Origin of the sequence: Catenulispora acidiphila DSM 44928 (genome assembly GCF_000024025.1) — a bacterium.
Classification (GTDB): domain Bacteria; phylum Actinomycetota; class Actinomycetes; order Streptomycetales; family Catenulisporaceae; genus Catenulispora; species Catenulispora acidiphila.
This window is the reverse complement of record NC_013131.1, coordinates 6,519,130-6,542,728: the sequence shown is the minus strand read 5'-3', so window position 1 is coordinate 6,542,728 and position 23,599 is coordinate 6,519,130. Positions and strand designations below refer to the sequence as shown.

Here is a 23,599-nt window from a genome sequence, read left to right as displayed (position 1 = left end):
AGCTCTTAGCCAAAAGGCCCCGTCCGCTCAGTGCGGACGGGGCTTTTCGCTATTGTTTCGACGTGTATCTGACGGGATCGAGGACTGCCAAGCGCATCCAGGAAGCCCGGAGCACGCGGGAGCGGGTCCCGTTCAACGTCAAGATGCTCGGCACGGTGAGCCTGCTGACGGACGTCTCCTCCGAGATGCTGGTCGCGGTGGTCGGCTACTACCTGCTCAACGTGCTCCACGAGACGCCGACGGCGATCGGCTTCCTGGACGGGCTCTACAACGGCATCCCCGCGCTGCTGGCCATCCCCGCGGCGTACCTGTCCGACCGCTGGCAGCGCCGCAAGCTGCTGGCCGGCCTCGGCTACGGGGCGTCCGCGGTGACCAAGCTCGGGTTCCCGATCGTCGGACCCTCATTCGGCGGGCTGAGCGGTCTGCTGAGCGCGGACCGCTTCGGCAAGGGGATGCGCTCGGCTCCGCGCGACGCGCTGATCTCCCTGTCCTCTCCGCCGCAGATCCTGGGGCGCTCGTTCGGCGTACACCGGATGCTCGACAACATCGGTGCGGCGACCGGTCCGCTCATCGCCTCCTTCGTCCTGCTGTGGACGACGAAGTTCGGTACGGAACGCAAAGCGTTCGACGCACTGTTCATCATCGCCTTCTGCGTCGCGGCCGTCGGTGTCGTGGTGTTCTGTCTCTATGTGACCGACCACAAGGCGGAACTGCAGGAGCGCTCCGCGGCGTCGCTGCGTGCGGCCGGCGGACTGGTGCGGCAGTCGTGGTTCATCCGTACGGGTATTGCTGTAGCGCTTCTGGGGCTCGCGTGGGTCAGCGACACCTTCGTGTACTTGACGCTCGCGCACAGAATGGCGCTGAGCGCTTCGGAGTATGCGTTGCTCGCCACCGGCACCATGGGGATGTTCGTCCTCATGGCCATTCCGGTGGGGCGTCTGGCGGACCGGGTCGGACGCTGGAAGGTGTTCGTGGTCGGGCACCTCTTGTTGGTCATCGCATATGCGCTCCTGGCTACGAACGTCCCTAACGGCTTCCTGTTGGTCGCCGCACTCCTGCTCCCGGGTATCGCCTATGCGGCCACTGACGGGGTTCTCATGGCGTATTGCGGCCCGCGTATCCCTGCTGCGCTGCGTACCTCAGGGCTCGCGGTGATGCAGTCGATCGGCGCGGTCGCCGGGTTCGTGTCCTCTGTCGCGTTCGGGGCTGCGTGGTCGCACACCGATCCCAAGACGGTCATGCTCTGGTTCGCCGGGGCGATGGCTGTCGCGATCACCGTCTCGACGCTGCTGGTGTCGCCGTGGAAAGAACGTGCAGATGACTGATATTGAGACCGAGACGGAGACCGGGGAGCACGCGCCGCGCGACAACCGGGCGAAGATCCTGCTCTCGTCGATCGCGGTGCTCCTGGTGGTCGCCGTGGCAGCCGGGCTGACCGCTTTCCTGGGGCGTTCCACGAAGCGCGCCGGGGTCGCAGGGGCGTTCACGATCGCCGCCGGGGAGCTGACGTATCGGTCGACGGTGCAGGGTCCGGACTTCGGCAAGGTTGTCGAGGTCGGGTCCGGGGCGGCGTCCACTGCGGTGGCCACGGTCTCCAGCGTTCAGTGCGAGCGGTCCTATACGGCGTCCGGCGTACTGCTGTGTCTGCAATCCGAGGGCAATCTCATCAGCCAGCCCTATGCGGAGATCTACGACAGTTCTCTTAAGCAGACCAAGAAGCTGGCGATCACTGGTACCCCGAACCGTGCCCGGCTGTCCGCGGACGGACGGATGGCGGCGTGGACGACCTTCGTTACCGGGGACTCCTATACGCAGCCCGGTGCGTCGACGCGTGCGTCGATCCTGGACCTGAAGACAGGGGAGTACGTCGACTCCCTAGAGAGCTTCAATGCGTTCGTGAACGGCAGCCCCTATAAAGCGGTCGACATCAACTTCTGGGGCGTCACCTTCGCCGCCGACGACAACACCTTCTACGCGACGATGGGCAGCACCAGCAAGACGTGGCTGATGAAGGGCGACTTCAAGGCGCACACGCTGCATTCGCTGCGGGAGAACGTGGAGTGTCCCTCACTGTCGCCGGACGGTACGCGCCTGGTCTTCAAGAAGCGGGTGTCCGACGACATCCGGCATCCTTGGCGTTTCACCGTCCTGAACCTCGCCACGATGCGGGAGACACCGCTGGCCGAGACCCGCAGCGTCGACGACCAGGCGGCGTGGCTGAACACCACCACGGTCATGTACGCGGTCCCGCACGACGACGACCCGGGCAGCGATCTGTACGCCGTGCCCGCGGACGGCAGCGGGGCGCCTCGGCTGCTGGCTGCCAACGGTATGTCCCCGTCTGTCACCTCCGGGTGAGGTGGCTGGGTGGCTGCGCCCAGGCCCTGCGGAGGTCGCGCAGCTGATCCGAAAGCTTCTCGCGCGCCACACCGATTCGATAGGTTGCCAAGCATGCGGACCCTTACGACCCCGGCCCACGCCCCGGCAGCGACCCCGGCGCCGGCGCCGGCCCGCCGGACCCTGACACGCATATCCGCGCTCGGCGTCGCCTGTTCGGCGGCCCTGGCGCTGGCGGCGTGCGGGGGCGGCGGCTCGGCGCACAAGGGCTCCTCGGGCAGCACCAGCGCCGCCGGCTCCTTCCCCGGCGCCCCGGCGACCAGCAGCTCGCCGAGCCCGCAGCCCAGCTTCGACCCGGCGGCCGGCCCGATCATGAACCCGGCCCAGCTCCCGAAGAACTGCACCGGCCTGGTCACCGACGCCGACATGCAGCTGGCCCTCGGCAACCCGCTCAACGGCGGCGACTACTTCCAGCCGTTCCAGCCCACCGCGGCCAAGCAGCTGGGCCGCGTGGTCTGCCAGTACGGCGTGGTCCAGGACCCCTCCGGCAAGATCACCAGCAACCAGGTCGAGATCCAGCTCGCCATCTACGCCGACGCCGCCACCGCCCAGAGCCACGGCGCCACCACCGTCGGCACCTTCGCCGGCCAGGGCGACCAGTACGCCCCGATCTCCGTCGCCGGCCACCCCGCCACCTACGTGATCGAGGCCGGCAAGGACGCCGTCCTGGTGATGTACGACGGCAACCGCACCTACCTGATCACCACCGCGGAATCCCTGGTCAAGGGCGACGAAGCCAAGGTCTTCACTCTCAAGATCGCCCAGGCCCTCTACAAGCACACCACCCCCGCCGCCCCGACGACGCCGAGCAGCAGCGCCGCGACGCCGGGCGCGCCCTCCTCGTCCGGAGCGAGTACACCGGGCGCGCCCAGCTCGCCGCCCGCTGCGGGGAGCACCGCCCCGGCGGGGACGCCCGCGCCGGGCGGGTCGGCGCCGCCGAGCTCGCCGAGTTCACCGCCTGCGGACTAGCCGCGCGCGCCGCGCGCGACGTACGGGCGAGGTGCGAGCCCTCAATAAGCCCGCACCGCCACGTCTCCCACCGCCCGTGCCGACCCGACCAACCCCTCCGCCGACGGCGGCCAGTTCGGGGTCGACGCGTGCTCCAGTCCGGCCGGGCCGGCGGCGAAGGCGGTCAGCACGTTGTCCGTCACCCGCTCCACGACCGCGCGCGACGCCGGCGGCGTCGGGGCGAGGTGCAGGCAGTCGCCGCTGATCACGCAGGGCCAGTACGTCGTGCCCGCGTCGAACACGCCGGCCTGCGAGGGCGCCACGTAGTACGTCGTCGTCGCCATGCCGGCCTGGCCGCTCAGGAACCTGATCGGTATCGCCGCGAGCACGTCCACGTCCGGCGGGGTGGTCGGCTGGTTCACGTCCACCTGGTCGTACTCGCCGCCGACCGTGTTGCGCAGCACCTCGCCGGCGGTCACACCGGTGCCGGCGAACAGCCACGAGGCGGGGTGCAGCACGCGCAGCGAGCCGCTCGCGCCCAGGTAGCCGTAGCCCTCGCCGATCAGCGCGGCCTCGGGGCGGTTCAGCGGCGGAGCGGACCAGTTCACCGTGGCCAGCGAGGGGTCGCGCGCGGCGAGCAGGTCGCCGGTCAGCGAGCGGCGGATCACCACGCGGCGGCCCGGACCCAGCGGGGAGCCGGTCAGGCGCGCGGCCGTGTAGACCGCGTTGGCGCCAAAGAAGGCGATGTTCACGCCTGCCTCGCGCGCGGCGACGGCGCCGTCGTACATCCGCTTCGTCCAGTACTCGGAGTGGCCGCCGATGACCATGCCCTTGTGACGCCGCAGCTGCGCCGGATCGGCGTCGGCATCGACGTCGGTGAAGTAGTCGGCATCGATGCCCAGCTTCTCGATCTCGCGCACCAGCGGCAGCTCGTACTGGTACGGCGAGTAGTACCCGCCGTCCTCGTACGGCCGGTCGAAGCTCACCTCGGTGCTGGCCACCGCCCTGCGCGGCGAGTCGGCGTACGCCGAGTGCCCGCCGAAGGTGTTGTACGCCTGGTACGTCAGCACACTGGCCTGGAACCCCAACGGCGCCCGATCCCCGTCGGCGCGCACCACCAACGGAATCGACGACGCCGTCTGCCCCGGCGCCCGCACCACCAGCAGGTAGTACCCCGGCCGCCACCGCTTGGTGACCCGGAACGTCACCGTCGGCCGCCACGGCGCCACCGTCAGCAGATCCGCGCCACTGACCACAGCCTTCGCCTGCGGCTCAACCGTGATGTCCTTGACCTGCCAGACCAACCGCCCACCCGCACCCCCGTAGTACCCCATCCGATACGCCGACAGCGAAGCCCCCGCCACCGGCGCCAGCGCACTCAGGTACGCGGTGACCCTGTCCCCGCACCGCGCACTGTCCCGGTCCAGATAGCCGTTCACACTCCCAGCCCGCGTCCGCTTCGCATCCTGCCAAGACGACGTCCCCGACTTGCTGTTCTCCACCCGCACCCACCCACGCGCCAACTCCGCCGGGCACCCCGCAGCACGCGCCCCAGCACCGGCGCCAGCACCAGCGCCGACCGGTGCCAGCGCGATCTGCTCACCGGACCCGGACCCGGAACCAGACCCAGAGTCGAACTCGGACCCAACACCCAAGCTCCCAACCCCCGCCGACTGCACCGGCAAATCCGCCCCACACACCACCACAACCGCCACCGCCAACCCCAACCGCACCACCCGCGCGCGCAACGGCACGCCCCGCCACAGCCCGAGCTCGCTGCCAGCCCGCCGCCAGCCACCCCGCAGCCCATCAGCACCCTGCCGCCCGGCAGCCCGCCGGCCAGCTAGCAGCCCGCCAGCCCGCCACCAGCCACCAAGTGGCCCAGCAGCCCGCAGCCTCTCAGCTAGCTTTCGGTCAGCCCGCTGCCAGCGACTCCACAGCCCGTCAGTGCGCTGCTTGTCAGCCAGCCCTCGGTCACCCCGCCGCCAGCCACCAGGCCGCCCGGCACCCGCACCACCGACCACCGCCGCCGCATCGCCACCCGCCCCGACCTCGACGTACACCGGCAGCGCGCTCAGACCCGACTCGGCGCCCGGAACCCCGTCTGTCCGCACGTCCTGACTCCTTGGCTCCCGTTCTCCGCGCCCGCCGAGCACCGGGCTGGTGCCATCTTGGACCAGCGCCCGGCACCAGCCCGGCAGGCACGCGATGCGGTTTCCGCCGGTGTCGCGGCAGGAAGTCGGGAAGCCGGTGCCCTACCCGTCCGAGGGCTTCGGCGGCCCGATCCCGACGTCGCTCTGCGCGGGGGCCGTGGAGATCAGCGCCTGGGCGGTCGGCGCCGGACGGTGCGCCGAGGGGTACCGCCGCCCGGCCGGTCCGGCCGCGTAGACGCGCAGCACGTTGTCCGTCATCGCCGCCAGCAGGTTCGCGGTCTGCGGATCCACCGGCCGGTCCCCGCACATGCGCGCCATCTGGCAGTCCCAGTACGTCATCCCGCCGGCGAACACGCCCGCGCCCGACGGATCGGTGTAGTACGACATCGTCGCCATCGTCGACTGGCCGTTGAACACGATCGGCGCCGCCGCGATGACGTCTATGTCCGGCGGGGTCGCCGCGATGTTCTTCACCGTGTCGTACTCGCCGCCGAGCGAGTTCTTCAGCTCCTGGTCCTTCACGACCCCGGTCCCGGCGAAGATCCACGAATCCGGCTGCAGCACCCGGAACGCCCCGCCGTCCGCACCCAGCTCCCCATAAGCCGGACCCACTATCGACGCCTCCGGCATCTGCAACTGCGGGGAATCCCATAGCACGGTCGCCTGCGACGGATCGGGCTTGGCCAGCGGATCCTCGTTCGCGGAGCGGTAGACGGCCATCCGCCGGTCCGGACCCGACGGCGCCGGCTCCAGCCGCGCGTGCCAGTAGATCTCGTTCGCGCCGAAGAAGCCGATGTTGGTCCCGTTGTCCCGCGCATAGAGCGCCGCGTCATACATACGCCGCGTCCAGTACTCGGAGTGACCACCGACCAGCAACCCCTTGTGCGCCGCGACCTGACTGGGCCGCTCGTCCACATCTATGTCGGTCGTGCAGTCGACATCCAGCCCGAGCTTCTCCGCCTCCTGCTCCAATGGGATGTCGTATAGAAACGGCGCGCGATAGCCGTCACCGTTGTACGGACGGTCGAAGGAAGCCACCCGCGAACGGTCCGAACGCTTAGCGGACTGGTCCTTAGGTCCGTAGTAGAGGCTGTACCGTCCGTAGTTGTTGTACGCCTGATATGTGAGGACCGACGCCTGCAACAGCAGAGGCGAACTCCCAGTCCCCGCCGCTCCGTTGCCCGCACTGTCGTCCCGAATGATCAGCGGGATCGCATCCCCGGCGTCATGCGGCCCGGCGCGCACCACCAACAGGTAGTAGCCCGGCGTCCAAGCCGGCGTGACCTCGATGCGCTCGGCGACCGGCCAGGAAGCCTCGACCGTGTACGTCGGCGACCCGGAGTTCTTCGTCGGACTGGCGCTGACCGGGACGTGCGAAGAACTCCACACCACACGCCCGCCCGCCCCGCCGTACCAACCCATCCGGTAGGCGGTCACGGAGGCGGAGGACACATAGCCCGACAGATGCAGCGCCAAGGTGTCCCCACAGGCGGCGCTCACATGGTCCAGGTATCCGGCGACCGTGTCCGTGTCCGCGTCGAAGCTGGACCGCCACGAGGAGTCACCCCGCTTGGCGTTCTCCAGCCGGGACCAGCCGGCTGGCCGGACCACGGTCGCGCACGGCGCCGTGGACGGCCTGGTGCGGTCCTGAGGAAGCTTCCCCCTGGCGTTGGGCTGCTCCGGGGTCTGGACGGCGATCTTCACCGGAGGGCCGGCGCTGACCGCGGTCGGTGCCGACGTCCCGGTGCAGCTGTAACCGAGGGCGAACACAGCGGTGGCGAAGGCGGCCGAACCCGTGACGGTCTTCCAACGCGCTCCCCCCTTAGCGTTTCCCGCCGCGGCATCCCGCTCTTCCATTCGCTCCCGTTCCCGACTGGTGACCCGAATAGTGCAGCGCCACGTTAGCCTTCTGCAGACGGCGACTGCGAACCCCAGCCGAACGGAGCTCCATGCAGAAGGACAAGCCGACCACCCTGAACGTCGGCCTCACCGGCGGCATCGGCTCGGGCAAGAGTGAAGTCCTCACCAGGCTCAAAGCCCTCGGAGCCACCGTGGTGGACGCCGACCTGGCCGCGCGCGAGGTGGTCGAACCCGGCACCGACGGATACGACGCGGTGGTTGAGGAGTTCGGTTCCGAGGTGGTCGGCGCGGACGGCCGGCTGGACCGGCCCAAGCTCGGCGCCATCGTCTTCGCCGACCCCGGCCGGCTGGCCGCGCTCAACGCGATCGTGCACCCCCGGGTGGGCGCCCTGATGGCCGAATGGGCCGATGCGGCGCCGGAAGGCGGCATCGTCGTCTACGATATTCCGCTATTGGTCGAGGGTGGGGCGGACCGCGGGTATGCGGCCGTGATCGTGGTCGACGCTGATGAGGAAGTCCGGTATGCGCGGCTGCTCGCCAACCGCGGCATGTCCCGTGCGGACGCCGCCGCGCGGATGGCTGCGCAGGCGTCGCGCCAGGACCGTCTCGCGGCGGCGGATTACGTCATCGCAAACAACGGGTCGCTCGAAGACCTCGATCAGGAAACGGATCGAGTCTGGTCCGAACTGCTCACTCTCCGCGATTCAACCATCCGATAGGTTTGCCCGGTGACATCCCTCCCCACGCAGCCTGCTGAGCCGCAAGTCTCCGAGCCAGAGCCCGCGGCAGGTTCCCCCGCCTCCGCCGACGCTCCGGCCGACCTGCGCAAGCGTCCCCCATTGCCGGTAGCGCTGGTGCTCGCGGCGCGTCCGCGGCAGTGGGTCAAGAACGTGCTCGTCCTGGCCGCCCCGCTCTCGGCGGCCAAGCTCGGCCACGCCGATGTGCTGCGCACCTCCGCGATCGCCTTCGTCGCGTTCTGCTTCGCTGCCTCCTGCATCTACTTCATCAACGACGTGATGGACGTCGAGTCCGACCGGCGGCACCCCAAGAAGCGCTTCCGCCCGATCGCCGCCGGCTGGGTGCCGCTCCCGCTGGCGCTGGTCTCCGGCGCCGTCTGCGGCGTGGTCGGCCTGGGCGTGGCGGCCATCGCGAACTGGACCACGGTCGGGGTCGTGGCGGTCTACATGGCGCTGCACATCGTGTACTCGATGTGGTTCAAGCACGTGCCGGTCCTGGACCTGGCGATGGTGGCCTCCGGCTTCCTGCTGCGCGCCATCGTCGGCGGCGTGGCGGCGAACCTGGAACTGTCCCAGTGGTTCCTGCTGACCACCGGCTTCGGCTCGCTGTTCATGGTCGCCGGCAAGCGCTACTCCGAGATGGTGCTGATGGGGGAGGACGCCGCTTCCTCCCGCAAGTCGCTGCAGGAGTACTCCCAGACATACTTGCGGTTCGTGTGGCAGGCCGCGGCCACGGTCACCATGGTCACGTACTCGCTGTGGGCCTTCCAGCTCGCCTCCACCCCGGACATAGCGCACAAGTCCGCCAAGCCGTGGCTGGAGATCTCGGTCATCCCCTGGGTCTTCATCTTCTTGCGCTACTCGATGTTCGTCGACACCGGCCGCGCCGGGGAGCCCGAGGACGTCGTCCTGAAGGACCGCGTCATCATGGGTATCGGGGCGGTGTGGCTCGTGGTGTTCGCCACCGGCGTGATCCTGGTCGGCGCGCGCGGCTGAGCGGAGCCGCACCGCAGTACTGGAAGTCGAAATGAATAGGGACGTGAGAGACGTGGCTGTGCCACAGCAGAGTTCCACCGGCACCGGGGTGCACTCCGAGCGCCTCTACGGCTGGGGCATGACCAGCCCCTCGGTCGCCGACGTCGCCGACCCCACGGCGCTGGACCAGCTCGCCGAGCTGGTCGCCGGCGCCGGACCGCGCGGCGTCATCGCCCGCGGCCTCGGGCGCTCCTACGGAGACCCGGCGCAGAACGGCGGCGGCCGGGTGGTGCGCACCACCTCGCTCAACAAGATCCTCAACATCGACATCGAACGCGGGATCGTCACCGCCCAGGCCGGCGTCAGCCTGCACCAGCTGATGGACACGATGCTGCCGCTGGGCTGGTTCGTGCCGGTCACCCCGGGCACCCGCTACGTCACCGTGGGCGGCGCGATCGGCGCGGACATCCACGGCAAGAACCACCACAGCGCCGGCACCTTCGGCCAGCACGTGCTGTCCATGGACCTGCTGGGCGCGGACGGGCAGATCCGCACCCTCACCCCGGCCACCGAGCCCGAGCTGTTCTGGGCCACCGCCGGCGGCATGGGCCTGACCGGGATCGTCACCCAGGCCACCATCGCCTTCAAGAAGGTCGAGACGGCCCGCATCAAGGCCGACATCTGGCGCGCCCCGGACCTGGACGGCGTCCTGGCCGAACTGGCCGCCACCGATGAGAAGTACCCCTACACGGTGGCCTGGATCGACTGCCTGTCCACCGGCCGCAACCTCGGCCGCTCGGTGCTGACGTGCGGTGACTTCGCCAAGCTGGACGAGCTGCCGGCCAAGGCCCGCCGCGAGCCGCGCAAGTTCGCCCCGCTCTCGCTGGGCAAGGTCCCGCCGGTCCCGGTCAGCGGTCTGCTGAACAAGATGACCGGCCGCGCCTTCAACGAGATGTGGTTCCGCAAGGCGCCGGTCCGCAAGGAAGGCGTGATCCAGGGCGTCGGCGCGTTCTTCCACCCGCTGGACGGGATCATGGAGTGGAACCGCGTCTACGGCCCGGCGGGCTTCCTGCAGTGGCAGTTCGTGGTCCCCTTCGGCGCCGAGGACACCCTGCGCCAGATCGTCGAGCAGATCTCCGCGCACGGAGCGCCGGCGGCCCTGACCGTCCTCAAGCGCTTCGGCGAGGGCAGCCCGGGCTACCTGTCCTTCCCCAGTAAGGGCTGGACGCTGGCCCTGGACTTCCCGACCAACACCCCCGGCCTGGCGCAGCTGCTGGACGACATGGACGAGAAGGTCCTGGAGGCCGGCGGCCGCCTGTACCTGGCGAAGGACTCGCGCATGCGGCCGGAGCTGATGGCGGAGATGTACCCGCGCCTGGAGGCGTTCCGCAAGCTGCGCGCCGAGATCGACCCGCACCAGGTGTTCATGTCGGACCAGGCGCGCCGCCTGCACCTGTAGAGGCCCGGCGCCCTTTAACGGGCTCTATAGAGGCCTCCGCAGCCCCAACGGATTGGAACAACGGATATGAAGGACTCCCTGGGCGCGGCCCAGTCACTGCTGGTGCTCGGCGGCTCCTCGGACATCGCCATGGCCACCGCCCGCAAGATGGCAGCGGCCCGCACCAAGAAGATCCACCTGGCCGGCCGCCCCTCGCAGCGCCTGGAGGACAACGCCGCCGAGCTGCGCAAGCTGGGCGCCGAGGTCGACGTCGTCGCCTTCGACGCCGCCGCCACCGAGGAGCACGACAAGGTCCTGACCCAGGTCTTCGCCACCGGCGACATCGACGTGGTCCTGATGGCCTTCGGCGTCCTCGGCGACCAGGCCGAGGACGAGAAGGACCCGGTCCGCGCCGCCGCCGTCGCGCACGTGAACTACACCGGCGCCGTCTCCAGCGGCATCGTGGTCGCCCAGGCGCTGAAGAAGCAGGGACACGGAGCCCTCGTGGTCCTGTCCTCGGTCGCCGGCGAGCGCGCCCGCAGGTCCAACTTCATCTACGGCTCCTCCAAGGCCGGCCTCGACGCCTTCGCCCAGGGCCTCGGCGACAGCCTGGTCGGCACCGGCGTGCACGTGATGGTCGTCCGCCCCGGCTTCGTCGACACCAAGATGACGCACGGCATGGAGAAGGCGCCCCTGGCGACCACCCCCGACGCCGTCGCCGACGCCATCATCACCGGCCTGCGCCGCGGCTCGCACACGGTCTGGGCGCCGGGAGCCTTCCGCTACGTGATGTCCGGCCTGCGGCACGTACCGCGCCCCCTGTTCCGCAAGCTGCCGCTGTAAGCAGCCACGCGACAGCCACTCGGCGCGCGTTCGGGGGAGCGACCCCGGCGCGCGCCGCACTCATTCCCGCAGCAACCAGTCGACGGCAGCCGGAAAATCAGCAGCCGTATGCCAGGTCCCTGCCACATCGGCAACCTGCCGATATTCCCCCGTTTTCACCCGAACAGCCCTGATATCAGCCCCCAGAGCTCCCATAACATCCTTCTCAGGACGGTCCCCCACCACAACACACCGCTCAGGCCGCACCCCCAACCCCTCCACCGCGGCCAAGAACGGCACCGCACTCGGCTTGCGCACCCCGCGTCCCCCCAGCGCATCCGAGACGACCACGCACTCAAAAAAAGCGGACAACCCCAAAGCCCGCACCTTCCAAGCCTGCACCTCCACATCCCCATCAGTCACCACCGCGAGCCGCACCCCCGCCACCCGCAACCGCACCAACGCCTCCCGCACCCCCGGATACGGCTCCAGCCGCACAGGCCGATACGCCCGAAACGCGGCGAGCAGCTCAGCAACCAGCTCCGCCCCGCCCCCGACCCCCACATCCACCAGCGCCCGATCAATGATCCCGCCCCGCGCCGACCCCACCGCCGCATCAGCCCGCAGCGCCGCCAGAAACGCCCGCTCCTCGACGCCCCACCGCGCACCCGCCGCCGCCACAGCACTCCACGCGCCATCGAGCCACGCAGCCTGCGGATACAGCGTGTCATCGAGATCGCAGAGGATCGCCTCCACATCAGACGCGCGACGGTCGCGAGGCGCCAAGTCCCCGGCGACGGCCAGATAGCCGGTCGCGCGCGTCCGGCGAGGCTGGACGCTGATACTCGGGCCGCCGGCGGTGGCGGCTCGGACTTCGGTCACGGTGCTCTGGCTCGGGCTGCGGTCGGCTGCGGCGGTCTCACTCAGGCTGCGATCGACTGCGGCGTGCTGGCTCGGGGCGTGATCGGCGGCAGTGCTTTGGCTCGCGCTGCGGTGGGTCACGGTCTTTCCGCTGCGATTGGCCGCAGTGTTCTCGCTTGGCCTGTGATCGGCTGGGGCGCCCTGGCCCAGGTTGTCGTCCACCGCAGCGTTGTGCCCGGCGGTGCCGGCCGCCATGCCGCCATTCGCCATTCGCCATGCGATCGTGCGTGAACGAACCCAGCAAAGAAAGAGCGCCGGGGCAGCCGATCCTCCCACAGCTCAGCCACCCCGGCGTGTCCGCGTCCTGCCGGCAGTGTCAGGACGCGGAGCTTCAGACCCGAGCCAGTGGTGGCCGCGCTGTCCGCCGCGGCGTGGCCGGTGTCGGCTCGGGGAAGTGGTCCTCGGGGCGCTCTACGCCGAAGCGCTCGCGCAGCGTTCCGAGGTCGTATTCGGTGCGGAAGAGTCCGCGCCGTTGCAGTAGCGGCACCACCTGGTCGACGAAGGTGGTCAGGCCGCTGGGCAGGATCGGCGGGGCGATGGTGAATCCGTCGGCGGCTCCGGCTTGCGACCACTCCTGCATCGAGTCGGCGATCTGCTCCGGTGTGCCGACGACCGTGCGGTGTCCGCGGCCGCCGCCGAGGCGCGCGACGATCTGGCGGACGGTCAGGCGCTCGCGGATCGCCAGGTCGGTGAGCTGCGTCGTCGTTGTCGGCCAGGAGCGTGCGAAGCGGTGGTCGGCGAGATCCTCCTCGCGCGGCAGCAGTCCGGCGGGGATGGGGCGTTCAGGATCGAGCCCTGCCACGTCGATGCCGAGCAGATTCGACAGCTGGTTCACGCCGGGCTCGGCGAGGTGCAGCTCGGTCAGCTCCCGGGCCAGGCGGCGCGCCTCGGTCTCCGTGGAGCCGATGACCGGCGCGATGCTCGGCATGATGACCGGGACGTCGGCTTCCCGGCCGTACGCCGCCGCCCGCGATTTCACCTCCAGTGCGAACGCCGCGGCGTCGCCGAGGTTCTGCTGGCCGGTGAGGACGACTTCGGCGTAGCGTGCCGCGAACTCTTGGCCCTCGGCGGAGGAGGCGCTGTGTACCAGCAGCGGCCAACCCTGCGGCGTGCGCTGGACATTCAGCGGTCCTCGTACCTTGAAGAACAGTCCGGTGTGCGCCACCTCGCGGACGCGCTGGGGGTCGGCGTAGCGGCCGGCGCGGCGGTCGTGGACCACGGCGTCGTCGGCCCAGCTGTCCCACAGCTGCGTGGCGACGTCCAGGAACTCCGCCGCGCGCTCGTAGCGCACCGTGTGCTCGATGGGCTCGTCGAGGTTGAAGTTGGCGGCCTCGGCCAGATCGCCGCCGGCGGCCACGTTCCAGCCGGCGCGGCCGTGCGAGATGTGGTCCAGCGAGGCCAGGGTGCGCGCCAGGATGTAGGGCTCGTAGAAGGTCGTCGAGGCGGTGGCGATCAGCCCGATGTGCTCGGTGGCCGTGGCCAGCGCGGTCAGCAGCGTCAAGGGCTCCAGCCCGGCGGCGACGGTGGCGTCCGGCCGGCCGCGCACCGCCAGGGTGTCGGCGAGGAAGACGGCGTCGAACAGGCCGCGCTCGGCGGTGCGCGCCAGGTCGATGTGGTAGTCGACGTCCAGGGCGCGGTGGCCGCCGCTGTCGGGGTGGCGCCAGGCGGCGTCGTGGTGCCCGGGGGCATGCAGGAATGCGTTCAGGTGAAGCCGGCGTGGTGCGCGTGCGGGCATGAGGATGCTCCCCGGAATGGGATTCTTCGGTGAAGGAAGATAAATGGTCTCCGAATATTTCGGAGACAGAAATTAATGCCTCGGGAGACTGGCGTCAGCCCAGTTCAAGGGCAGTACGGCCTCATATGCACGCAGGACAGATCGCGCTCGCTGTCCGGCGCAGATCGACGTGACGGCGAGCCACGAGAATGGTGGCGCGTCTCATGTTCTGAGAATGACATCACATCTCAGAGAACGTCAATATCGAGCGATATCCGTCTCAGTATCCGGCAGAATTCGCCCGCGATCCGGCGCGCCGCCGAGCCGCCGCCGAACCACCGCCGAGCCACCGCGAGTGGCCCAAGCAGGCGCGCCCCGATCGGCCCTACCACCGCCCGACCCGTCGGCCATAGTGTTCGAGCCATGTCCTACCCCTCCCCCCGCTACCTCGCCGACCAGGGCGAAGTCAGCGCCACCTTCCGCACCGCCGACGCCGACCCCGAACTGAACATCGGCACCGCCTCGCGCGTCAGCCTGCTCTCCACCGGCGGAACCACCGGCGGCCTCTACGGCCTCTACCGCTGGGACATGCTCCCGGGAACCCCGACGCCGCCGAAGACCGCCGCATCAGGCGGCGGCCACTACCACCGCACATTCTCCGAAGCCTTCTTCATCCTGAACGGCACCGTCGCCCTCTACGACGGCCAGACCTGGCGCGAGTCGACCGCCGGCGACTACCTCTTCGTCCCGCCCGGCGGCATCCACAGCTTCGCGAACACCTCAGGTGAAGCAGCCTCGATGCTGGTCCTGTTCGCGCCAGGCGCACCGCGCGAACCGTATTTCGAGGAGCTGGCAGCGATCCGCGGCGAGGGGCGGGAGCTGTCGCCTCAGGAGTGGACCGAGCTGTACGCGCGGCACGATCAGTTCATGGCTTGAGGTCTGACCTGCAGGAATCCCCGCGCTCTTAAGCGATCGCTCACAGCGAACAACTCCCCGGGAACACTGGGCGGCTCACAGACATTGAGTGAGTCAGACTCAACTTACTTCTTGTAGGGAGCCACAGCGAATGAGTGAGAACATGACCGGCGCGACCAAGGCCTTCCCGGTCATCCCGCTGGACGACGCGGTCGTCCTGCCGGGCATGGTCGTGCCGCTGGATTTGTCGGATTCGGAGACCCGGGCGGCGGTCGACGCCGCTGCCAACGGTCCCACGCGTGGGGGCAAGCCGCAGGTGCTGCTCGTGCCGCGGTTGGACGGCACCTACGCCAAGTCCGGCGTGGTCGCCATCATCGAGCAGACCGGTCGGATGGCCGGGTCGGGGCGCATGGTCGCCGTGGTGCGCGGTACCAACCGCGCCGCCATCGGTGTCGGGACCACCGGTCCCGGTGCGGCCCTGTGGGTCGAGGCGATCGTGCTCGAGGAGCCCGCCGTCACCTCGCGGACCCGCGAGCTGGCCAAGGAATACAAGGACCTGGCGATCGAGATCCTGCAGCACCGCGAGGCCTTCCAGGTCGTCGACATGGTGCAGCAGATCTCCGATCCCTCGCAGCTGGCTGACTCCGCCGGGTACGCGCCGTACCTGAAGGCTGTGCAGAAGGTCGAGCTGCTGGAGACGCTGAGCGTCGACGAGCGGCTGGAGAAGCTGCTCACCTGGGGGCGGGAGCACCTGGTCGAGCTGGACGTCAGCGAGTCGATCCGCAAGGACGTCGAGGACGGCATGGAGAAGCAGCAGCGGGAGTTTCTGCTGCGCCGCCAGCTGGCCGCGATCCGCAAGGAGCTGGCTGAGCTCGACGGCAAGGAGGCCTCCGAAGAGGAGGATTACCGCTCCCGCGTCGAGACCGCTGACCTTCCCGACAAGGTCCGCGAGGCGGCGCTGAAGGAAGTGGACAAGCTGGAGCGCTCGGGGGATCAGAACCCTGAGGCCGGCTGGATCCGCACCTGGCTGGACACCGTCCTGGAGATGCCCTGGAGCGAGCGCTCCGAGGACTCCTACGACATCGCCGGCGCGCGTGCCGTCCTGGACGCCGACCACGCCGGACTGGACGACGTCAAGGAGCGCATCGTCGAGTACCTGGCCGTGCGCAAGAAGCGGCAGGACAAGGGTCTGGAACTGGTCGGCGGCCGCCGCTCCGGCGCGGTGCTGGCCCTGGTCGGCCCGCCCGGCGTCGGCAAGACCAGCCTCGGGGAGTCCGTGGCGCGCGCCATGGGCCGCAAGTTCGTCCGCGTCGCCCTCGGCGGCGTGCGCGACGAGGCCGAGATCCGCGGTCACCGGCGCACCTACGTCGGCGCGCTGCCCGGCCGCATCGTCCGCGCCATCAAGGACGCCGGCACGATGAACCCCGTGGTGCTGCTCGACGAGATCGACAAGGTCGGCGCCGACTACCGCGGCGACCCGACCGCGGCTCTGCTGGAGGTCCTGGACCCGGCGCAGAACCACACGTTCCGCGACCACTACCTGGAGGTCGAGCTCGACCTGTCCGACGTGGTATTCCTGGCCACGGCCAACGTCCTGGAGTCCATCCCCGGCCCGCTGCTGGACCGCATGGAGCTGGTGCGCCTGGACGGCTACACCGAGGACGAGAAGGTCCTCATCGGCCGCGACCACCTGCTGCCGCGCCAGATCGACCGCGCCGGGCTGTCCGTCGACGAGGTGGAGTTCGACGACGAGGCGCTGCGGCTGCTGGCGCAGCAGTACACGCGGGAGGCCGGCGTGCGCGACCTGGAGCGCGCCATCTCCCGGGTGCTGCGCAAGGTCGCCGCGAAGACGGCCCTGGCCGACTCCGAAGCCGCGGTCAAAAGCAAGGCGGCGGTTCTGGATCAGGACGCTGACGTCGCAGCCGAGGACGCACCTGGTGCGGACGCGGCTGACGTCGAGGTGACCACCGACGTCGAGGTGACTGACGTCGAGGCGACCGCCGAAGCCACCGCCGAGCCCACTGCCGAGCCCGCCCCCGAAGGTCCCAAGACCAAGCTCACCATCACGGTCGAGAACCTGAAGGACTACCTGGGCCGTCCCCGCCACACCCCGGAGACCGCCGACCGCCTGGCCGTGCCCGGCGTGGCGACCGGCCTGGCGGTGACCGGCGCCGGCGGCGAGGTCCTGTTCGTCGAGGCCTCCCTGTCCGACCCGGAGACCGGCGGCACCGGCGTGACCCTGACCGGCCAGCTGGGCGACGTGATGAAGGAGTCGGCGCAGATCGCGCTGAGCTACCTGCGCTCGCACGGCGCCGAGCTGGAGCTGCCGGTGGCGGACCTGAGCAAGCGCGCGGTGCACGTCCACGTGCCGGCCGGAGCCCAGCCCAAGGACGGCCCGAGCGCAGGCGTCACGATGACCACCGCCCTGGCCTCGCTCCTGAGCGGCCGCCTGGTCCGCAAGGACGTGGCGATGACCGGCGAGGTGTCCCTGACCGGACGCGTCCTGCCGATCGGCGGCGTCAAGCAGAAGCTGCTGGCCGCGCACCAGGCCGGTGCCACGACCGTGCTGCTGCCCAAGCGCAACGGCCCGGACCTGGACGACGTCCCGGCCGAGGTGCTGGACAAGCTGACCGTGCACCTGGTCGGCGACGTGCGCGAGGTCTTGGACCTCGCCCTGGAACCCGCGGAGCGCCCTGTCGCTGTGGCTGCTGTCTAGGCGGTTCCGCGAGTAAAACCGAAGCCCTGGACCGATCCCCTCCGGTCCAGGGCTCCGGCATGTGCCGAGCTGGTCAGTACAGCTAGCTCAGCGTCCAGTGCTGCAACGCAGCCCCAGTGTCAGCCTCCTGCGTCACCAGCGCGCCGGCAGCCGTGGAAGCGGTCGTCATCAGCAGTCCGGTGTGGTTGTTCTTCACCGTCCACAACCCCGACGGCAGCTGTGTCGCACTCCAGCGCTGGTTCACCGCCGCCGTGCACGACCACTGGATCACCGCTGTCCCCGCAGCCGTATTGCCGCCGTTGTCGTCGGCACACATGCCTGAGTCGCCGTTCGTCAGCGTGTAGCTGCCGTCGCTCTGCCGGGCGAACGTCCACTTCTGGCTCGCCGCGCCAGTCGCCGCTCCCGTCGCGGCGCCGGTCACCAGCTGGTCGCCACCGTTCTTCGAACCGTTCGGCGTCTGCAACGCCTGTCCCGACACCGTCAGCGTGTGCACGCCCGACAGGTCCACAGGCTTCGGACTCACCGCGTAGGTGAACGTGGCGCTCGCCGAGACGTGCCCGGAGGACGCGGTCACCGTCACCGTGGACATGCCCGAAGCGGTTGGCGTCCCGGTGATCAGACCGCTGCCGGCGTTGATCGACAGGCCGGCGGGCAGGCCGGTCGCCGTGTAGCTCAGGTGGCGGCCCTTGGAGTCGCTGCCGTTCACCTGCACGCTCGCCGCCGTGCCGACCACGCCGCTCTGGTTCCCCGGCGTCGCCATGTGCACGACCTCAGGTCCCTGCGCCGGATGCGCCGGGGAGAAGGTCAGCGTCTGCTCCGAGGGCTGCCGACCGCCGCCGACCGCGTTGCCGGAGGTGTCGGTCCAGGAGCGCACCGGCGTGGTCTCCGCCGAGCGCGCGGAGTCCCACGCCATCCCCAGCGCCAGTCCGCTGTCCCGGTTCACCAGCCGGAAGGAGCCCGGCGAGGAGGTGTTCGGTACCGCGAACCACTCCTGGCCCACGGTCGGACCGGAGGCGCCGATCGGTGTCGCCGACGGCGTCGTGCCCCAGGCGCGCGAGGAGGTCTTCGAGGAGTCCACCCCGAGCGCGTCCCCGGATACGGCGTTCACGACGGTGTACGAGCCGTCGCCGGTCGCCGCGATCGTCCACGCCGCCTGCGCCCAGCCGTAGGACGCGTCCAGCGACGTCACCTTCGAGCTGCCCGCGCTTTGCGCCAGCACCCGGCCGTTGCCGCTGTTGATGACGACGTTCTGACCCGGTGCGACCACCGGCTTGGCCGGCGCCGAGCTGCCGATCGTCACGTCCGCGTACTCCCCGTCGGAGGTCGCGCACGCGATCGAGCAGTACGAGCGGAACGTCTCGCCGACGATCGTCGGGCTCCACTTGTTGGCGTCGTCAGCGAACCACCGATACCAGGACCCTGACACATAGCTGCCCGAGTCGCCGATCAGGCGCCACTTCTGCGTCGCCAGGTTGTCGGTGGCGTAGAACTGCTGCGGCTCCTTGCCGGTCTGGCCGACCGTCTCCGGCTCGCCGATGTACAACCCGAGGTAGGCGTCGTAGGTGATGTTCATGATGAACAGCGGCGACTTGGCCGGCAGCTCGCCCGCGGCCATCTGCTGGTCGGCGGTCCCGGTGTTCGCCGGGTTGTAGTCGTGTGCCGGCGCGGTGTAGCCGGTCGGGTTCGCGGCGTCCACCGGCTCCATGTTGCTCTCCAGCCCGCCGATGCCGGGCTGCGTCCAGGCGCCGTCGTACCACTTCTGCCAGGTCCCGGCGGCCATCTTGCCGCTGATCGGGGCGCGTGCGACGTGCGCCAGCCCGCCGGTCTGCGTGCCTCCGGTGCCCGGCTTGTTCACGACCCGCGAGCCGTAGAACACGTAGAAGTAGCCCGAGGCGGGATCGACGAACAGGCGCTGGTCGCCGTCGCCGTAGTCGTAGGTCTGGTTCGGGAAAGCGGCGCTGTCGTTGCGGGTCGTGCTGTACGGCGAGGTGATCGCGTGCCCGAGGATCGACCAGGTCTTGCCGTGGTCGTGCGAGACGGCGTAGTCGATGGCGTCGTAGTGCAGGCCGTCGCCGAAGGGCTGCGGCGTGAACTCGTTGTGGACCAAGCCGTACCAGTCGCCGCTGTCCGGGTCGACCCACGTCCCGGACAGGTCGCAGTAGTTGCGCTGCGAGTAGTAGCCGGTCCCGTTGTTCATGTACGTCGACTCAAGCCCGGTCGGGCTGTTGTTGCAGCGCACTGTGGTGTCGTTGTTCTTGTCCTGCGGATCGGCCGGGTTCACCGCGCTGCTCAGCCCGGTGTCCAGCGTCGCGTCGTCGAAGTCCGTCCCGGCGTAGAACTCCCAGGCGCGCGGGTCGGTCTTGGCGTACAGCGAATACGACTCCTGGAAGTGGAAGGAGCCGTCGGAATCGAGATACGCCGACGCCGGGGTGTCGTCAGGGTAGGCGAAGCTGTTCACGGCGCCGATGCTGACGCGGTACGCGGGGGTCGCGGACGCCGCCGAGACTGCCGAGGCTGCCGAGGCCTGCGGCGAAGGCAGAAGCGCCCCGGCCGCGACCGCTGCGGCGGCGGTAGCGAGCGCGAGGGTCTTGCGGGGGTGTCGCACAGGTACTCCGTTCCACTCTGAACGTTCATCCGGTGGTACCTGACGGTTATCTCTCAAGAACGAGCAGGAAGTCGAGCAATCTCAAGCAGAATCCAAGTGGCGCTGGAGAAAAGTGCAGGCGCCCGGATCAGTGGGTGATCCGTGCACGGAATTCGCCGAACCAGATGCCGTCAGCGTGAATTTCGGCCATTGCGACGGCGCGAGCACCGATCGTCCCGGGGCAGGCGGCGAGGATGTGCACCGACGCATCGCCGAAGGTTCGACAGGGAGAGACCCAGATGAAGACCCGCCATGCTCTGACCGCCCTGGCCGCAGCGGCCGGCCTCGCGGTCGGGATGTCCATGACGCCGACCGCGCTGGCCGCGTCCACAAGCGCCTCCGAGCGCCACTGGATTCAGTACATGGACAACTACATCGAATACAACTACGACCACCACTGCATAGGCGCAGACCCAGCCGGCATCGCGATAATGAGCTGCGCGGACAGCGACGAGGCCGCCAAAGACTGGGACGTGACGGCCGTCAACGGCTCCTTCAAGTTCTACAGCGCGAACGCCCAAAAGTGCCTCGACGGCAGCGCCCGGTACGGCGTACGCATGTACACCTGCAGCGACGCGAGTTACAACAACGGCTATCAGAAGTGGGTGGAGTACACCTACAGCTCGGACGGCGTGTGGATCGACCTCAAGAACGTGGCCACCGGACAGTGCCTGGATCTGAGCTCCGCCTACGGCCTGCGCCTCCACACCTGCAGCACGGCCAGCTTCACCAACGGCTACCAGAAGTGGGTATACGGGGGCTGAGACGTCGTGGCGGGACTTCAGCTACGCGGATCGATCATCTGGATCCGCAGCCTCCGCCCCGCCACATGAGCACAACTCCAGGCACGGCCTAGCCGACGGTCCACTGCTGAAGCGCCGAGCCGCTGTTCGTCTCCTGCGTGACCAGCGCGCCGTTCGCCGTCGAGGCGGTGGTCACCAGCAGACCGCTGTGCACGTTCGTCAACGTGTACGCCCCGCCGGCCAGCCGCGTCGCCGTCCAGTGCTGGTTGGCGCTGCCCGTGCACGTCCACTGGATCACCGACGTGCCGGCGGTGGTGAAGCCGCCGTTGTCGTCCATGCACAGCTGCGACTGCTGGTTCTGGATCTGGTACGAGCCGTCCGATTGCTGCGTGAAGACCCAGTTCTGGTTCGACCCGCCGTTCGGCGACCAGGTGACCAGCTGCGTCCCGGTGGTCGTGGAATGGTTCGGGTCGTCCAGCGCCTGCCCCGACGCGGTCAGCGTGTGCGTACCGGTCAGGTTCGCCGCCGCCGGACCCACGGTCCATGTGAACGTCGTCGAACCGGTCGCGGTCCCGGACGAGGCGGTCACCGTCACGCTCGCCGAACCGGTGGCGCTCGGCGTGCCGGAGATCTTTCCGGCGGAGCTGATCGACAGCCCGGCCGGCAGGCCCGTCGCGGAGTATGTCAGAGCCTTGTTCTTGCTGTCCGACGCCGTGATCTGCAGCGAGACCGCGGTGCTCACGGTCGTGGTCTGCGTCCCCGGATTCGCCACGGTCACCGTCTCAGTGCCCGAAGACGTCGCCGGCGTGAACGCCAACGTCTGCTCCGCCGCGGTCCGTCCGCCGCCGATGCCGGTGCCCGAGGTGTCGGTCCAGGCGCGCGTCGGCGTGGTCTCCGCCAGCCGCGAGGTGTTCGACGACAGCGCGAGCACCAAGCCGCTGTACCTGTTGACCAGCTTGTAGCTCCCGCTCTGTCCGGTCACCGGCACGATCCACCATTGCTGTCCCACGCTGCCGGTCCCGCCGGACAGTGCCGTCGCGGTCGGGGCGGCGCCCCAGGCGCGGCCGGCGGTCGCCGCGGTGACGCCGAGCGCTTGGCCGGTGGAGGCGTTGGTGATGCGGTACGAACCGTCGCCGTTCGCCGTGAACTGCCACGCTTCCAGCGCCGAACCGCTCGCCGCGGCGTCGGACGTCACCGACGAGCCGCCCGAGACCTGCGCCAGGACCCGACCTGCGGATGTGCCGATGGTGTAGGTCTTGGTGGTGTCCACCGGCGGCTGCGCCGGGGCGGTGGAGTCGATGGTCTCGTTGGTGTAGAGCGAACCGGCGTTGTTCACGCACGCCACCGAGCAGTAGGCGCGGAAGGACTTGCCGACGATGGTCGGGTTCCACTTGTCGCCGCTGTCGGCGAACCAGCGATACCAGGATCCCTGTGTGTAGGCCGATCCTGAGTTGCCCACGTAGTACCACTTCTGCGTCGAGAGGTCGTCGGTGACGTAGTACTGCTGCGGCTGCGTCCCGGACACGACCTCCGGCGTGCCGACGTAGAGGCCGAGGTAGGCGTCATAGGTGATGTTCATGATGAACAGCGGCGACTTCGCCGGCAGCTGCCCGGCAGCCACCTGCTGGTCCACGGTCCCGGTGTTGGCGGGGTTGTAGTCGTGCGCCGGAGCGGTGTAGCCGGTCGGGTTGGTGGAGTCGACCGGCACCATGTTGCTCTCCAGGCCGCCGACACCCGGCTGCGACCAGGCGCCGTTGTACCACTTCTGCCAGGTCCCGGTCGCCATCTTGCCGCTGATCGGGGCGCGTGCGACGTGCGCCAGACCGCCGGTGCTGCCGCCGACGCCGCCCTTGGGGACGACGCGCGAACCGTAGTAGACGTAGAAGTAGCCTGACGCGGTGTCCACATACAGCCGCTGGTCGCCGTCGCCGTAGTTGTAGGTCTGGTTCGGGAACGCCGTCGTGTCGTTGCGCTTCGTGCTGTACGGCGAGGTGATCGCGTGACCGGTGATCTTCCAGGTCATGCCGCGGTCGGTGGACACGGCGTAGTCGATGGCGTCGTAGTGCAGACCGTCGCCGAAGGGCTGCGGCGTGAACTCGTTGTGCACCAGCCCGATCCAGTTCCCGGTGTCGGGATCGACCCACATGCCGATCAGGTCGCAGAAGTTCGGCTGGGTGTAGCCCGAACCGGACCCGGCACTCGTCGACGCGAGCCCGGTCGGACTGTTGTCGCAGCGCCAGGTGGTGTTGTTGTTCGCGTCCTGGGAGTTCGCGGGGTTCACCGAGTTGCTGATCGTGGAGTTCAAGCTGGCGCTGTCGAAGTCGCTGCCGGAGTAGAACTGCCAGACCCGGCCGTCGCTCGAGCCGTAACCGGAGTAGGACTCCTGGAAGTAGAACGTGCCATCACGGTCGACGAACGCCCCGGCAGGGGAGTCCGACTGCGCGGAAAACGTGCCGTTGGAACCGATCGAGACCGTGTACGTGGCACTGGGCGGCGCAGCCGAGGCACTGCCCGGCGCCACCGCGCCGACGCAGGCCAGCGCACCGGCGGCGAGGGCTGCCAAGAGCGTTTTGCGGAGTCTCACAGGTACTCCTTTCGAGGGGGCGAGGATGCCCG

At 69.4% G+C, this 23,599-nt stretch carries 17 protein-coding genes; 10 read left to right on the top strand and 7 right to left on the bottom strand.

Translation table 11 applies throughout. The annotated features are described in order from the left end of the window. Nucleotides 1-62: 62 nt before the first annotated feature. The 3 genes from CACI_RS28080 to CACI_RS46160 all read left to right on the top strand — a co-directional run bounded on the left by CACI_RS28080 (nucleotide 63) and on the right by CACI_RS46160 (nucleotide 3,366). Nucleotides 63-1,325: an MFS transporter gene (locus tag CACI_RS28080; RefSeq protein ID WP_015794259.1), complete on the top strand. Its 1,263-nt coding sequence runs from the start codon at nucleotides 63-65 to the stop codon at nucleotides 1,323-1,325. Beyond that, the gene (locus CACI_RS28075) at nucleotides 1,318-2,358 is read left to right on the top strand and encodes a TolB-like translocation protein (RefSeq protein ID WP_015794258.1); all 1,041 of its coding nucleotides are present in this window, start codon (nucleotides 1,318-1,320) and stop codon (nucleotides 2,356-2,358) included. Before CACI_RS28080 ends, CACI_RS28075 begins: the two co-directional genes overlap by 8 nt. Before the next feature lie 93 nt (nucleotides 2,359-2,451). After that, entirely contained in the window at nucleotides 2,452-3,366 is a 915-nt protein-coding gene (locus CACI_RS46160) for a hypothetical protein (RefSeq protein WP_015794257.1), read from the top strand. Nucleotides 3,367-3,407: 41 nt separating this feature from the next. Here the strand turns inward: CACI_RS46160 and CACI_RS28065 are convergent, their stop codons facing one another. Together CACI_RS28065 and CACI_RS28060 are read right to left on the bottom strand one after the other, a co-directional pair. Further along, nucleotides 3,408-4,847, bottom strand: a complete 1,440-nt coding sequence (locus CACI_RS28065) for a N,N-dimethylformamidase beta subunit family domain-containing protein (RefSeq protein WP_223297260.1) — start codon at nucleotides 4,845-4,847, stop codon at nucleotides 3,408-3,410. Nucleotides 4,848-5,600: 753 nt separating this feature from the next. Further along, nucleotides 5,601-7,355, bottom strand: coding sequence for a N,N-dimethylformamidase beta subunit family domain-containing protein (locus CACI_RS28060; RefSeq protein ID WP_015794255.1), 1,755 nt, complete (start codon nucleotides 7,353-7,355; stop codon nucleotides 5,601-5,603). Nucleotides 7,356-7,447: 92 nt separating this feature from the next. Here CACI_RS28060 and coaE point away from each other — a divergent pair, with 92 nt between their 5' ends. From coaE to CACI_RS28040, 4 genes are all read left to right on the top strand, one after another. Next, nucleotides 7,448-8,077: a dephospho-CoA kinase gene (coaE, locus tag CACI_RS28055; protein ID WP_015794254.1), complete on the top strand. Its 630-nt coding sequence runs from the start codon at nucleotides 7,448-7,450 to the stop codon at nucleotides 8,075-8,077. A gap of 9 nt (nucleotides 8,078-8,086) precedes the next feature. Then, nucleotides 8,087-9,091: a decaprenyl-phosphate phosphoribosyltransferase gene (locus CACI_RS28050; protein WP_015794253.1), complete on the top strand. Its 1,005-nt coding sequence runs from the start codon at nucleotides 8,087-8,089 to the stop codon at nucleotides 9,089-9,091. Between the two features lie 31 nt (nucleotides 9,092-9,122). Next, on the top strand, nucleotides 9,123-10,529 hold the full coding sequence (locus tag CACI_RS28045; protein ID WP_015794252.1) for an FAD-binding oxidoreductase: 1,407 nt from the start codon (nucleotides 9,123-9,125) through the stop codon (nucleotides 10,527-10,529). 66 nt (nucleotides 10,530-10,595) lie between these two features. Further along, nucleotides 10,596-11,351 (top strand): decaprenylphospho-beta-D-erythro-pentofuranosid-2-ulose 2-reductase, encoded by a 756-nt coding sequence (locus tag CACI_RS28040; RefSeq protein WP_015794251.1) that lies wholly within the window; start codon nucleotides 10,596-10,598, stop codon nucleotides 11,349-11,351. 60 nt (nucleotides 11,352-11,411) lie between these two features. On the opposite strand, the gene CACI_RS46155 is transcribed toward CACI_RS28040, so the two are convergent. The 3 genes from CACI_RS46155 to CACI_RS54385 form a co-directional block, all read right to left on the bottom strand. Beyond that, nucleotides 11,412-12,446 carry an HAD family hydrolase gene (locus CACI_RS46155; RefSeq protein ID WP_190276639.1) on the bottom strand — a complete coding sequence of 345 codons (1,035 nt, stop codon included), beginning with the start codon at nucleotides 12,444-12,446 and terminating at the stop codon, nucleotides 11,412-11,414. Between the two features lie 136 nt (nucleotides 12,447-12,582). Beyond that, nucleotides 12,583-13,986, bottom strand: a complete 1,404-nt coding sequence (locus tag CACI_RS28030; RefSeq protein ID WP_015794249.1) for an LLM class flavin-dependent oxidoreductase — start codon at nucleotides 13,984-13,986, stop codon at nucleotides 12,583-12,585. 121 nt (nucleotides 13,987-14,107) lie between these two features. Further along, on the bottom strand, nucleotides 14,108-14,191 hold the full coding sequence (locus CACI_RS54385) for a putative leader peptide (protein ID WP_395994345.1): 84 nt from the start codon (nucleotides 14,189-14,191) through the stop codon (nucleotides 14,108-14,110). Between the two features lie 197 nt (nucleotides 14,192-14,388). Between CACI_RS54385 and CACI_RS28025 the strand changes: the two genes are divergently transcribed. Both CACI_RS28025 and lon read left to right on the top strand, forming a co-directional pair. Further along, nucleotides 14,389-14,901 (top strand): cupin domain-containing protein, encoded by a 513-nt coding sequence (locus CACI_RS28025; protein WP_015794248.1) that lies wholly within the window; start codon nucleotides 14,389-14,391, stop codon nucleotides 14,899-14,901. 130 nt (nucleotides 14,902-15,031) lie between these two features. Beyond that, nucleotides 15,032-17,596, top strand: coding sequence for an endopeptidase La (lon, locus tag CACI_RS28020; protein ID WP_015794247.1), 2,565 nt, complete (start codon nucleotides 15,032-15,034; stop codon nucleotides 17,594-17,596). Between the two features lie 82 nt (nucleotides 17,597-17,678). On the opposite strand, the gene CACI_RS28015 is transcribed toward lon, so the two are convergent. After that, nucleotides 17,679-20,201: an RICIN domain-containing protein gene (locus CACI_RS28015; RefSeq protein ID WP_015794246.1), complete on the bottom strand. Its 2,523-nt coding sequence runs from the start codon at nucleotides 20,199-20,201 to the stop codon at nucleotides 17,679-17,681. A gap of 278 nt (nucleotides 20,202-20,479) precedes the next feature. Between CACI_RS28015 and CACI_RS28010 the strand changes: the two genes are divergently transcribed. Next, a complete protein-coding gene (locus tag CACI_RS28010) occupies nucleotides 20,480-21,004 on the top strand; it encodes an RICIN domain-containing protein (protein ID WP_041540503.1) in 525 nt (174 codons plus the stop codon). An 88-nt stretch (nucleotides 21,005-21,092) separates the two neighbouring features. Here the strand turns inward: CACI_RS28010 and CACI_RS28005 are convergent, their stop codons facing one another. Then, on the bottom strand, nucleotides 21,093-23,567 hold the full coding sequence (locus tag CACI_RS28005; RefSeq protein ID WP_015794244.1) for an RICIN domain-containing protein: 2,475 nt from the start codon (nucleotides 23,565-23,567) through the stop codon (nucleotides 21,093-21,095). Nucleotides 23,568-23,599: the final 32 nt, after the last annotated feature.

What these genes read in the sequence shown, in the direction of transcription:
- CACI_RS28075 (WP_015794258.1), top strand. Translation starts at nt 1,318, where the DNA reads ATGACTGATATTGAGACCGAGACGGAGACCGGGGAGCACGCGCCGCGC.
- CACI_RS46160 (WP_015794257.1), top strand. Translation starts at nt 2,452, where the DNA reads ATGCGGACCCTTACGACCCCGGCCCACGCCCCGGCAGCGACCCCGGCG.
- CACI_RS28060 (WP_015794255.1), bottom strand. Translation starts at nt 7,355, where the DNA reads ATGGAAGAGCGGGATGCCGCGGCGGGAAACGCTAAGGGGGGAGCGCGT.
- coaE (WP_015794254.1), top strand. Translation starts at nt 7,448, where the DNA reads ATGCAGAAGGACAAGCCGACCACCCTGAACGTCGGCCTCACCGGCGGC.
- CACI_RS28045 (WP_015794252.1), top strand. Translation starts at nt 9,123, where the DNA reads ATGAATAGGGACGTGAGAGACGTGGCTGTGCCACAGCAGAGTTCCACC.
- CACI_RS28040 (WP_015794251.1), top strand. Translation starts at nt 10,596, where the DNA reads ATGAAGGACTCCCTGGGCGCGGCCCAGTCACTGCTGGTGCTCGGCGGC.
- CACI_RS46155 (WP_190276639.1), bottom strand. Translation starts at nt 12,446, where the DNA reads ATGGCGGCCGGCACCGCCGGGCACAACGCTGCGGTGGACGACAACCTG.
- CACI_RS28030 (WP_015794249.1), bottom strand. Translation starts at nt 13,986, where the DNA reads ATGCCCGCACGCGCACCACGCCGGCTTCACCTGAACGCATTCCTGCAT.
- CACI_RS54385 (WP_395994345.1), bottom strand. Translation starts at nt 14,191, where the DNA reads ATGAGACGCGCCACCATTCTCGTGGCTCGCCGTCACGTCGATCTGCGC.
- CACI_RS28025 (WP_015794248.1), top strand. Translation starts at nt 14,389, where the DNA reads ATGTCCTACCCCTCCCCCCGCTACCTCGCCGACCAGGGCGAAGTCAGC.
- lon (WP_015794247.1), top strand. Translation starts at nt 15,032, where the DNA reads ATGAGTGAGAACATGACCGGCGCGACCAAGGCCTTCCCGGTCATCCCG.
- CACI_RS28010 (WP_041540503.1), top strand. Translation starts at nt 20,480, where the DNA reads ATGAAGACCCGCCATGCTCTGACCGCCCTGGCCGCAGCGGCCGGCCTC.